The 11,869-nt window shown below is 74.0% G+C and carries 12 protein-coding genes; 11 read left to right on the forward strand and 1 reads right to left on the reverse strand.

Going from position 1 to position 11,869, the window contains the following annotated elements:
• Positions 1–627, reverse strand: a complete 627-nt coding sequence (locus tag ACIOHG_RS21680) for an ester cyclase (protein WP_400953049.1) — start codon at positions 625–627, stop codon at positions 1–3.
• A 256-nt stretch (positions 628–883) separates the two neighbouring features.
• On the opposite strand from ACIOHG_RS21680, the gene ACIOHG_RS21685 reads away from it, so the two are divergent.
• The 11 genes from ACIOHG_RS21685 (at position 884) to ACIOHG_RS21735 (ending at position 11,773) form a co-directional block, all read left to right on the forward strand.
• A complete protein-coding gene (locus ACIOHG_RS21685) occupies positions 884–1,270 on the forward strand; it encodes a hypothetical protein (RefSeq protein ID WP_400953051.1) in 387 nt (128 codons plus the stop codon).
• 176 nt (positions 1,271–1,446) lie between these two features.
• Positions 1,447–1,674, forward strand: a complete 228-nt coding sequence (locus tag ACIOHG_RS21690) for a DUF6458 family protein (RefSeq protein WP_400953053.1) — start codon at positions 1,447–1,449, stop codon at positions 1,672–1,674.
• Between the two features lie 255 nt (positions 1,675–1,929).
• Positions 1,930–2,964 (forward strand): LacI family DNA-binding transcriptional regulator, encoded by a 1,035-nt coding sequence (locus ACIOHG_RS21695; protein ID WP_400953055.1) that lies wholly within the window; start codon positions 1,930–1,932, stop codon positions 2,962–2,964.
• Positions 2,965–3,184: 220 nt separating this feature from the next.
• Positions 3,185–4,477 carry an extracellular solute-binding protein gene (locus tag ACIOHG_RS21700; protein WP_400953057.1) on the forward strand — a complete coding sequence of 431 codons (1,293 nt, stop codon included), beginning with the start codon at positions 3,185–3,187 and terminating at the stop codon, positions 4,475–4,477.
• Between the two features lie 95 nt (positions 4,478–4,572).
• Positions 4,573–5,499, forward strand: a complete 927-nt coding sequence (locus ACIOHG_RS21705) for a carbohydrate ABC transporter permease (protein WP_400953059.1) — start codon at positions 4,573–4,575, stop codon at positions 5,497–5,499.
• Positions 5,500–5,502: 3 nt separating this feature from the next.
• Positions 5,503–6,426: a carbohydrate ABC transporter permease gene (locus ACIOHG_RS21710; protein WP_400953061.1), complete on the forward strand. Its 924-nt coding sequence runs from the start codon at positions 5,503–5,505 to the stop codon at positions 6,424–6,426.
• Positions 6,427–6,511: 85 nt separating this feature from the next.
• A complete protein-coding gene (locus tag ACIOHG_RS21715; protein ID WP_400953063.1) occupies positions 6,512–7,492 on the forward strand; it encodes a glycosyl hydrolase family 32 in 981 nt (326 codons plus the stop codon).
• 33 nt (positions 7,493–7,525) lie between these two features.
• Complete coding sequence (locus ACIOHG_RS21720) at positions 7,526–9,544, forward strand: glycoside hydrolase family 32 protein (RefSeq protein WP_400953065.1); 2,019 nt, start codon at positions 7,526–7,528, stop codon at positions 9,542–9,544.
• 105 nt (positions 9,545–9,649) lie between these two features.
• Positions 9,650–10,576: a carbohydrate kinase gene (locus ACIOHG_RS21725; protein WP_400953067.1), complete on the forward strand. Its 927-nt coding sequence runs from the start codon at positions 9,650–9,652 to the stop codon at positions 10,574–10,576.
• A 65-nt stretch (positions 10,577–10,641) separates the two neighbouring features.
• Positions 10,642–11,022, forward strand: a complete 381-nt coding sequence (locus ACIOHG_RS21730) for a BlaI/MecI/CopY family transcriptional regulator (RefSeq protein ID WP_400953069.1) — start codon at positions 10,642–10,644, stop codon at positions 11,020–11,022.
• Between the two features lie 223 nt (positions 11,023–11,245).
• Complete coding sequence (locus tag ACIOHG_RS21735) at positions 11,246–11,773, forward strand: MarR family winged helix-turn-helix transcriptional regulator (RefSeq protein WP_400953071.1); 528 nt, start codon at positions 11,246–11,248, stop codon at positions 11,771–11,773.
• Positions 11,774–11,869: the final 96 nt, after the last annotated feature.

The following is an 11,869-nucleotide window of genomic DNA, read 5'->3' on the forward strand; positions in this document are numbered from 1 at the left end:
TCAGGAGGCGATGCCGAGCTGGCGCAGCAGGGTCTGGTTGTCCTCCAGGTGCCAGTCCTCGGTGATCCGGGCGCCGGGGGCGTGCTGGATGTCGATCGCGTTGAACTCGACGGGCTGACCCTGGCCCCGGTGGCCGTCGAAGGTGCCGGTGAAGTGGCCGCGGAAGACCAGCCGGGCGGTGATCTTCTCGCCGGCGATCACCACGTCGGACAGTTCGCAGGTCAGGTCCGGCACGGCGGCCCGGAACGCCTGCGAGGCGAAGGCCGGCCCGGTCGGCCCCTGCGGGCGGCCGGCGGGCAGGGTGTTGTCCCGGAAGGCGGGGTCGACGGCGGCGTCCAGGTACTCGGTGCGGCCGGTGTTCCAGAAGGTGTAGAGCTGCTGGGTCAGCCGCACCAGCTCGGCGGCCCGCCGCTCGCCGAGCGCCCGGTCCACGGTCAGCGCCTTCGGCTGCACCAGCTCCGGCGAGCGGTCCACCAGCCGCTGCGGCCAGGCCCGGTCGGTGCGGTGCCGGTCGGCCCGGCGGTCGGTGTCGCGGGCCTGCGCGGCCGCGGTGGTGCCGGCGGCCAGGGCGGTCGCGGCGGTGAGGGCGAGAACGGCGCGGAGCGCGGTGGCGGTACGGAAACGCACGGGGATCCCCTTCGAAGGCAGGTGCGGGAGCAGTCGGCGGGACCGCCCCGCCGCCCCTCGACCCTCCCCCGAACCGACCCGATAGGGCCAAGGCATGTTTTCGACCGTTCCCATGAAGGTCCTTCATGACCACGCCGGAGCCCGGGCGTCCGCGCCGACGGCGGCCCCAGCCGACGGCCCCGGCGGCCCCGACCGGCCCCGACCGGCCCCGACCGGCCCCGGCCGGGCGTCAGTGCCCCGCGGCACGATGGCGGCCATGGAAACCGAGCTGCTCGTCGATGTCTGGAAGCGCCTTCTCCTCGACCCCCGCGCCTCGTGGGTGCTGTTCGCCCACGGCACCTGCGTGGTGCTGCCCGCCCCCGAGGGCGACCTCGCCGAGCAGGCCGTGCGGCTGCTCGGCGAGGTCGGGCCGGTGCACGTGGGCTCCGCGGCGGCCGACTTCGGCGTGATCGACGTCGAGGGCGCCGACGGGTGGGTGGTCACCGGCCACCACGACGACGTCCTCACGTACGTCGGTCCCGAGGAGCCCGGGGGCCGGGAGCAGTTGGCCGTCGGGCTGTGCGGGCGCGCCAAGCGCCACCTGGACGGCACCGAGCTGCGGGTCGTCCACGTCGAGGACCGGCGCGACTCCTCCCCCGCCTGAGCGACCGCCCCGGAGCGGGCGTCCCGGAGCCGGGGCCCGGAGCCGGCGTCCCCGGCGCACCCGCGCCCGACGGGGTGTCAGCGACCTTCCCGGGCGGGGGCATTGCCCGGCGCGGTCGGGGTAGACGCGGGGCGGCCCCGGTCCGGGGCCGGAGTGCGTGGAGGACGGAGGCGATCATGGGGATCGGTGGATGCATCATCCTGCTGGCGGTGGGGGCGATCCTGGCGTTCGGGGTGGACTGGCACCTGGCGGGCGTCAACCTGACGGTGGTCGGTGTGGTGCTGATGGCGGCGGGGCTGGTCGGCGTCGTGGTGTACGCCCGGGTGCTGGGCCGCCGCCGCTACCTGGGCCGGGGCGTGGACGAGGTGGTGGTCGAGGAGCACCGGCATCACGACGTGCTCTGAGGCACCGACGCCTCGGGTACCCGCCACGAGGGCACCCACACGGAGGGTACGCGCACGAACGGCGCCGTTCCGCCAGCGGGCGGGCGGCGCCGTCGGCGTGTCCGGGGCGCTCGCGGCGGCGCGCGGGCGTTCCCGGCCCGCATTGCGGTGCGGTAACGCTGCCGGGCCCGCCCCTTGACCGGGTTTCGGCGCGATTGCATACTCACTTCCCGACGGTTAATCGATTAAACAGGGCGACGGCACGGGGGGTGGGCGATGGCTCGGGTGCGGATGTCGGACGTCGCCGCCGCGGCGGGGGTGTCGACGGCCACGGTGTCGATGGTGCTGAGCGGGGCGGGCAGCGACCGCATCTCGGCGCAGACCCAGGCGAAGGTCCGGGAGGCGGCCGAGGCGATCGGCTACGCGCCCAACTCGGTGGCCCGCAGCCTGCGGACCAGGCGGACCAGGATGATCGGGCTGATCTCCGACACCATCGCCACCACCCCGTTCGCCGGGCGGATGCTGGCGGGCGCGAACGACGCGGCCCGCGCGCACGGCCACCTGGTGGTGCTGGTGGACACCGACGGCGACCCGGCGCAGGAGCGGCAGGCGGTCGAGGCGCTGACCGGGCAGCGGGTGGACGCGATGGTGTACGCCCGGATGTGGCACCAGGTGGTGGATGCCCCGGCCGGGCTGGCCGAGGGCAGCGTCTTCCTGGACTGCCGCCCCGCGCACGGGAGTTGGCCGGCCGTGGTGCCGGACGACCGGGCGGGCGGGGTGGCCGCGACCCGGGAGCTGGTGGCGGCCGGGCACCGGCGGATCGGCTACCTGGACGCGCCGCGCGGCGCCGGGGTGGTGGCCTCCGGGCTCCGGTACGAGGGCTACCTGCAGGTGCTGGCCGAGGCGGGCCTCACCGCCGATCCGGCACTGCACGCGCACGGCGAGACCGACGCCGGGGGCGGCCGGGCCGCCGCCGGGGAGCTGCTCGACCTGCCGGCCGACCGCCGGCCGACCGCGCTGTTCTGCTTCAACGACCGGATGGCGATGGGCGCCTACACCGCCGCCCACCACCGCGGGCTGCGCATTCCGCAGGACCTGTCGATCGTCGGCTACGACGACCAGCAGCTGATCGCCGCCGAGCTGGACCCGCCGCTGACCACCGTGGCGCTGCCGCACTACGAGATGGGGCGGTGGGCGATGGAGGTCGCGCTGGGCGAGCGGGCGGCCGACCCGGCCGTACCGCACCGGATGCCGTGCCCGGTGATCCGCCGGAGCTCGGTCGGTCCGCCGCCGCCTCCGCCGGAGGGCTGACAGCGGCGGCGAACTCCTCGCATTACCACGGCAGTTGGCCCTGCCGTGGATCGAGAACCACGGGCGGCGGTCGGCGCCGCCGCCCGGCACACGGCAGTTGGCGCTGCCGTCGTACACCGGCAGTTGGCACTGTCGGTATTTCCGAACAACCGCACGGCAGTTGGCGCTGCCGTTCACTCGGGGACCGGCTTGGCGGTCGACCCCCGGAAAGGGACCACCTGTGCGCAATCCCCTCGTGATGGTAGCAGCGGCGAGCCTGCTGGGTACGGTCGCGCTCACCGGCTGTGCGCGGGCCGGCCAGGACGGCGCGGCCGCCGACGGCGGGCCGACCCGGATCACCATGTGGACCCACTCGGCGGGCAACCCCGGCGAACTGGCCGTCTACCAGCAGATCATCGACGACTTCAACGGCTCGCAGCAGAAGTACCAGGTCGTCCAGCAGAACTTCCCGCAGGGCTCGTACAACGACGCGGTCACCGCGGCGGCCGCCGCCCACAAGCTGCCCTGCCTGATCGACATGGACGGCCCGATCATGCCCAACTGGGCCTGGGCCGGCTACCTGCAGCCGCTCGGGCTGCCGACCGCGCTGACCGACTCGCTGCTGCCGACCGCCGTCGGCCGGTACAAGGGCACCGTCTACTCCGCCGGCTACTGGGACGCCGCGCTGTCGGTCTTCGCCCGCAAGTCGGTGCTGGAGAAGAACGGCATCCGCATCCCGACCGTCGAACAGCCGTGGACGCTGGCCGAGTTCGACGCCGCGGTCGGCAAGCTGAAGGACGCCGGCTACCGCACCCCGCTCGACCTGGGCGCCGCCGACAAGGGCGAGTGGTGGAGCTACGCCTACTCGCCGATGCTGCAGAGCGCCGGCGGCGACGAGATCGACCGCTCCGGGCTGAAGACCGCCCAGGGCGCGCTGAACGGGCCGGAGGCGGTGTCCTTCTTCGGCTGGTTCCAGCAGGCGTTCAAGAACGGCTGGGCCAACAGCGACGGCCCGGTCGGCAACCAGAACTTCATCGACGACAAGGTCGCGCTCAGCTACACCGGCGTGTGGAACGCCAAGGACGCCCTCGACAAGGTCGGCTCCGACCTGCTGATCCTCCCGCCGGTCGACTTCGGCAAGGGCGCGAAGATCGGCGGCGGCTCCTGGCAGTGGGGCATCTCGGCGGGCTGCGGCAAGGAGCAGTCCGAAGGCGCCCGGAAGTACCTGGAGTTCAGCTTCCAGGACAAGTACCTCACCCGGTTCGCCGACAGCCAGGTGGTCATCCCGGCCACCGCGGGCGCCACCGCCGCCTCCAAGTACTTCGGCCCGAACGGCGCGCTGCGCCAGTTCGCCGTCCTGTCGCAGAAGTTCGCGCTGGCCCGCCCTGCCACCCCCGGCTACCCGGTGGTCTCGACCAGCTTCGAGAAGGCGGCGAAGGACATCATGAACGGCGCCCCCGTCAAGCCCGCCCTGGACGCCGCCGTGCAGGCGATCGACAGCGACATCAAGTCGAACAACGGCTACGGCAACTGACGGCCACGGCAACTGACGCGGCGGCGGACGGCGGCCGGGCGGCCCGCACCCCCGCCCGGCCGCCGGACCCCGCCGCCGGAAAGGCATCACCCCCCATGACCCCCGTACCCCCTGCGGCCCCCGCCCGGGGCCCGTCCCGGCGCTCCACCCGGCGCGGCGAGACCGCCGCCGGCCTGGCGATGGTCTCGCCCGCGGTCCTGCTGCTGCTGGCGTTCCTGATCGTGCCGGTGCTGCTGGGCTTCGCCCTGTCCTTCACCAACGCCCGGCTGGTCTCCCCGGAGCCGCTGCGCTTCGTCGGCCTGGACAACTTCGTCCGGGCGTTCACCGTCGACCCGGCGTTCTTCCGCTCGCTGGCCAACACCTTCGCCTTCGCGGCGGTCGTGGTGCCGGTGCAGGCCGGGTTCGGCCTGCTGCTGGCGCTGCTGGTGAACCAGAAGATCCGCGGCGTCACCGCGTTCCGGGTGATCTTCTTCATTCCGGTGGTGACCTCGATCGTCGTGGTGTCGATCCTGTGGAAGTTCATGTACCAGCCGAACGGCGTGGTGAACTCCTTCATCGACTCGGTCACCTTCGGCGCCTGGCAGGGCACCGCCTGGCTGAACAACCCGCACACCGCGCTGTTCGCCATCATCGTGCTGTCGATCTGGCAGGCCGTCGGCTTCCACATGCTGATCTGGCTGTCCGGCCTGCAGACCGTCCCGGCCGAGCTGTACGAGGCGGCCCGGATGGACGGCGCCGGCACCTGGCGGCAGTTCAAGGACGTGACCTGGCCGTGCCTGCGCCCGACCAGGATCTTCGTCCTGATCACCATCACCATCGCCGCGCTCGGCCTGTTCGTGCAGATCGACGTGATGACCCAGGGCGGCCCGGTCGACTCCACCACCACCCTCGTCCACCACGCGGTGCTGACCGGCTACCGCCAGCAGCAGATCGGGTACGGCTCCGCGCTGTCCCTGGTCTTCTTCGTGATCGTGCTCGCCGTCGCGCTGATCCAGCGCCACCTCACCCGCGACAAGGACTGACCCATGGCCGAGAGCGTACGCGCGCCGCGGGCGCGCACCGGGGCGACCGAGCGGCAGCTGCGCCGCCGGCGCCGGGTGTGGTCCTACCTGGTGCTGGTCGGGCTGGCGGTGTTCTTCCTGTTCCCGCTGGTGTTCATGTTCGTCTCCAGCCTCAAGCCGGACGGGCAGTTGCTGTCCGACATCGGCGGCTGGCGGGCGTTCCTGCCGGTCGGCGACATCGGTGCCGACAACTACCGGGCGGTCTTCGACCGGGTGCCGGTGGGCCGGTTCCTGCTGAACTCGCTGTTCGTGACGGTGGCGATCGTCGGCCTCGGACTGGTCGTCAACTCGATGGCGGGCTTCGCGCTGTCCCGGCTGCGCTGGCGCGGCCGGGGCCTGGTGACGGCCGTCGTGATCGCCACCCTGATCGTCCCGTTCGAGACCATCGCGGTGCCGCTGGTGTACTGGGTCGCGCACCTGCCGATCGTGTTCCTGCAGGACGGCGCGGTGGTCTGGGACATCGGCTGGCTGGACGGCTACCAGGTGCAGATCCTGCCGTTCGTGGCGAACTCCTTCTCGATCTTCCTGTTCAGCCAGTACTTCTCCACCATCCCGACCTCGCTGGACGAGGCGGCCCGGATCGACGGCGCCGGCTGGTTCACCGTCTACCGCCGGATCGTCGTGCCGCTGTCCGGCCCGGCCTTCGCCACCGTGGCGATCCTGACCTTCCTGCCCGCCTGGAACCAGTACCTGTGGCCGACCATGGTGGTCCAGGACGAGAAGCTGCGCCCCGTCATGGTCGGCATGCAGTACTTCTTCCAGGACAACCCGGCCTGGGGCGAGGTCATGGCGTACACGTCGATGATCACGCTGCCGGTGCTGGTGGTCTTCCTGGCCTTCCAGCGGGCCTTCGTCAGCAGCGTCGCCGCGAGCGGCGTCAAGGGCTGACGCCCTCCTCCCCTCTCCTCTCCCCCGTGCCGACCCCGCCGCCCACCGCGGCCGAGGGTCCGCGCGGCCTGCCCGAAAGGCCCCCATGTTCGCGCTGCCCGACTCCTGGGTCTGGGACTTCTGGTTCGCCGACGACGGCGAGCGGCACCACCTGTTCTTCCTGTACGCCTCGCGCGCCCTGCACGACCCGGAGGCCCGGCACTACCGCGCCTCGATCGGCCACGCCGTCTCCACCGACCTGACGCACTGGACCCGGGTCCCCGACGCGCTGGTCCGCGCCGACGCCCCCGCCTTCGACGACCTCGCCACCTGGACCGGGTCGGTGGTGCGGCACCCGGACGGCACCTGGTTCCTGTTCTACACCGGCTCCACCCGCGCCCCCGGCGGCAAGAACGTCCAGCGGATCGGCTACGCCACCTCCGACGACCTGACGACCTGGCACAAGTGCGGCGCCAACCCGGTGCTGAGCGCCGACCCCGCCCACTACGAGACCCTCGACAGCGGGCAGTGGCACGACGAGGCGTTCCGCGACCCGTGGGTCTTCCCCGACCCGGACGGCGACGGCTGGCACATGCTGATCACCGCCCGGGCCACCACCGGCCCGGCCTTCGAACGCGGCGTCGTCGGCCACGCCGTCTCGCCCGACCTGCGCCACTGGGAGCTGCGGCCGCCGCTGTCCGCGCCCACCGCGGACGGCTTCGGCCAACTGGAGGTCACCCAGACCGAGATCGTCGACGGCAAGCCGCTGCTGCTGTTCTCCTGCCTGGCCGAGCACGCCTCCGACCGGCGCCGCGCCACCGGCACCCGCGGCGGCATCTGGGCCGCCCCCGCGGAGAGCCTGCTCGGGCCGTTCGACCTCGACGCGGCCCGGGAGGTCACCGACGACCGCTACTACAGCGGCAAGCTGGTCCGCCGCCGCGACGGGTCCTGGGCCCTGCTGGCCTTCCACCACACCGGCCCCGACGGCGGCTTCGCCGGCGGGGTGAGCGACCCGATGCCGGTGGCCTGGGACGGCCACCGCCTGACCGTCGAGAACCTGAACAACCATCTCGCACCAGCAAACTGACGGATCGTCACCTCCCCCACCCAGGAGTCGAGCATGACCCCGCGCTCCTCGCTCCACCGGCCCCGCCACGCCCTGCGGCTCGGCCTCGCCGCCCTGTGCGGACTGCTGCTGACCGCCGCCGCCGTGGTCGCCCCGGGCCGGGCCGCCCCCACCCCGGCCCGGGCGGCGGACAGCTACCGGTCCCGCTACCACTTCACCGTCCCCGACCGCTGGAAGAACGACCCGCAGCGGCCGGTCTGGTTCGACGGCGCCCTCCATTACTACTACCTCTACAACGCCGACTACGGGCAGGCGATCGGCACCGCCTGGCGGCAGGCCACCAGCACCGACGGCGTGGCCTTCCACGACCAGGGCGTGGCCGCCCCGAAGCAGAGCAACGCCAACTACGACCTGTGGTCCGGCTCCGCGGTCGTCGACACCGGCAACACCGCCGGGTTCGGCGCGAACGCCGTCGTCGTGCTGGTCACGCAGATGGACCACCCCACCCCCGCGCAGATCGCCGACGCCTCCGGCCCGCAGGCCCAGTTCCTCTGGTACTCCACCGACGGCGGCCGCAACTTCCGCCCCTACGGCGACACCCCGGTGCTGCCCAACGGCGGCCGCAAGGACTTCCGCGACCCCAAGCTGGTCTGGGACGGCGACCGGCACCGCTGGGTCGCGCTGCTCGCCGAGGGGACGAAGGTCAGCCTCTGGACCTCGCCCGACCTGAAGCACTGGACCTGGGCCTCCGACTCCACCCACCCCGGCCTGGGCACCCTGGAGTGCCCCGACCTGTTCCGGCTGCGCGCCGACGACGGCACCCTGCACTGGGTGCTGGGCGCCAGCGCCAACGGTTACCTGACCGGCGACCCCAACACCTACGCCTACTGGACCGGCGACTTCGACGGCACCTCCTTCACCCCCGACCGGGCCGCCCCGCAGTGGCTCGACCACGGCTTCGACTGGTACGCGGGCGTCAGCTGGGAGGACCCGGCCGCCCCGCTCGACCACCGGTACGCCACCGCCTGGCTGAACAACTGGACCTACCCGTACACCACCCCGACCTGGGCCGCCGACGGCTTCGACGGCACCGACGCGATCACCCGGCAGCTCGACCTGAAGCACTACCCCGACGGCTACGCGCTGGCCTCCCGCCCCGCCCCGGCCCTCGCCGGGCACGCCGCCCGGACCCTCGACCTGGGCACCGTGCAGGTGAACGGCCTCAGCACGCTGCCCTACCGGGGCACCGCGTACCGGCTGGACGCCGACGTCAGCTGGAGCGCCCTGGACAACCTCGGCGTCCAGCTGCGGGTCTCCGCCGACGGCACCCGGCACGCCGACGCCGGGATCTACCACGACTACAGCTACCTGAATCGCCGTCAGACCGGCAACCCGTCCCCGGACGGCGCGCACCTGGAGTCGCACGCCCCGTGGGACCCGGCCCGCACCACCGCGCACCTGACGGTGCTGGTCGACCGCACCAGCGTCGAGTACTTCGTCGACGACGGCCGGTACGTCCACTCCGACGAGGTGTTCGCCGACCCCGCCGACGACGGGCTGAAGCTGTTCACCGCCGGCGGCCCCGCCACCTTCGCCCACCTCACCGTCACTGAGTACGCCGACCTCGCCCAGCGGCCCGCCCGGCTGCTCGCCGACTTCGAGGGCGGCGGCTACGCCCCCGGCTGGACCGGCACCGGCGACCTGGCCGGCACCGCCCCCACCGCCGAGCAGCTGCCCGGCACCGTCGGCGCGGCCGTCCTGGACACCTTCGCCGGCCGCGACAGCGCCACCGGCACCCTCACCTCGCCGCCCTTCACCCTGGACCGCGACCACCTGCACCTGCTGGTGGCCGGCGGCAACCACCCGCTGGGCGCACCCGGCGCGACCGCCGTCAGCCTGCTGGTCGACGGGCAGCCCGTGCGCACCGCGACCGGCGCCGACAGCGGGGCGCTGCGCCCCGTCGACTGGGACCTGACCGACCTGCGGGGGCGCACCGCGCAGTTGCAGGTCCGGGACGACGCGACCGGCGGGTGGGGGCACCTGATGGTCGACCAGGTGGTGCTGAGCGACTGACCGTCCGTCAACCCCTCGGGCGGCGCGTCCGGTTGCCGGGTGCGCCGCCCGACCCCCATTCTCGACACTCACCTTCCGACACCGATCCAGGAGCAGCCGAGCGCCATGGCAGAGCCCACCCCGACGGAGACCGAGTTCCTCGTCATCGGCGAGTGCGTCGCCGACATCGTCCGCGTCCCCGGCCGACCGGACCAGCCGCACCCGGGCGGCAGTCCGGCCAACGTCGCCTACGGGCTGGCCCGGCTGGGCCGGTCGGTGACCCTGCTGACCCAGCTCGGCGCCGACCCGTACGGCGAGTTGATCCGCCGTCACCTGGCGGCGGGCGGGGTCGTGGTGCGGACGGACGGGCGGGCGGTGGCGACGCCGACGGCGGTCGTCACACTGGACGCGGAGGGGCGGGCCGCGTACGCCTTCGCGGTGGAGTGGAGCCTGGGCCCGGTGGCGGTGCCGGCCGCCCGGCACGTGCACCTCGGGTCGCTGGCCTCGGTGCAGGCGCCCGGCGCGGCGGTGGCCCGGCAGCTGCTGCGGACGGCGCGGGCGGCCGGGGCCACGGTGTCCTACGACCCGAACGTGCGGCCCGCGCTGTTCGGCGAGCACGCGGCGGGCGTCGCGGCGGTGGAGGAGTGCGTGGCGCTGAGCCACCTGGTCAAGGCCAGTGACGAGGACCTGGCCTGGCTGTACCCGGGCGTGCCGGTCCGGGAGAGCGCGGCCCGCTGGCTGGCGCTCGGCCCGGCGGCGGTGGTGGTGACGCTCGGCGGCGCGGGCGCGTTCGCGCTGAGCGCCGACGGGGAGGTCCGGGTCGCGGCGCCGCCGACCGCCGTGGTGGACACCGTCGGCGCCGGGGACTCCTTCATGTCGGCGGTGCTGGCCTCGCTCGACCCGGCCCGCCCCGGCCCGGCCGAGCTGGCGGCGGCGCTGCGGACGGCCGCGGCGGCGGCCGCGGTCACGGTGTCCCGGGCCGGGGCCAACCCGCCGACCGCCGCCGAACTAGCCGCCGCCGTGGCGCTTCCGACCGGGCATGAGGTTAGATGAGGCAAACCTAAGTACCCTGGGGCGGGGGCCCGGGGCGGGTCCGCGGGGAGCGGGACGGGAGAAGCATGTCGATCGACGGCCTGGACGGCAGGCGGCCGCACGGCGAACTGGTCGCCGACGTACTGGCGGCGCTGTGGGCGGCGGGGCGCCCGCTCACCGCCCAGGAGGTGAAGGCCGCGCTCGGCCGACCGCTGGCCCGCACCACCGTCGCCACCACGCTCGCCCGCCTGCACGAGAGCGGGCGGCTCACCCGGACCCGCCCCGGCCGCTCCTTCGCCTACGCCCCGGTCGCCGACGCCGCGGGCCTGGCGGCCGGCCGGATGCGCCGCGAGCTGGAACGGGAGCCGGACCGCGGGCTGGTGCTGCGCCGCTTCGTCTCCGCCCTCTCCGCCGAGGACGAGAGCGCCCTGCGCGCCCTGCTCGACGAGGCGGACCGGGCCTCCTGACGCCCCCTCACCCCGTTGGGTCCGGGGGCGGGCGAACGAGGCGGGCCCGGGGCGGGCGGACGACATCGATGTAGACCGGCGGCCCTCCCGCTCACTAGAGTGAGGGCACCTTCACCTCACCGGCCCCGCCCCGTCGCGGTTCCGGCCTGCCGCCGTGCCCGCGGTCCGGCCGTCGGCGCCGGGAGCGTGCCACCCCGTTCCCGTTCCCGCGATTGGACCCGGCTTGTTCGACAGCAGGAGAGAGTCGTCCGATCCCTTCGAGCAGCCCGTCCACCTGCTCGCGGTGCTGGCCCGGGAGTCCGCGGCCCGGATCGACGAACGGCTGGCCGCGCGCGGCAGCAGCCGGGCGCACCACGAGGTCCTGACGGTGCTGCACCGGGCGGGCCCGCACGGCCGGGCCGACCTGGCGGCCCCGGCGGCGGTGCTGGACGACCTGCTGGCCCGGGGGCTGGTCCGGACGATGGCGGTCCAGCTGGGCGGCGGACGGCAGGAGGTGCTGCTGCTGACCCCGGCCGGGGAGTCGGCGCTGGCCGACCTGCACGCCGACGCCGAGGCCGTGCAGGACGGCCTGATGGTCGCCCTCAGCCGCGGCGAACGCGCCCAACTCGGCTCCCTGCTCCGCCGGATGCACGCCTCGCTCGGCCGGGACGCCAACTTCGGCAGCTCCGCCTCCGTCTCCCGCAAGGTCCGCGGCCGCACCCCGGCCACCCGCCCCGGCCCCCTGCCCGCCCGGCCGGGGCCCGCCGACTAGGGGTTCTGTCCGTGCGATCATGAGCGGAGCCAGATGGCCAGGGCGGCGGCCGTGACGGTGCCGAGGAAGACGTACACGCGCTTGTCGTACCTGGTC

The sequence above is a fragment of the Kitasatospora sp. NPDC088134 genome (assembly GCF_044741705.1).
Taxonomy (GTDB): Bacteria; Actinomycetota; Actinomycetes; order Streptomycetales; family Streptomycetaceae; genus Kitasatospora.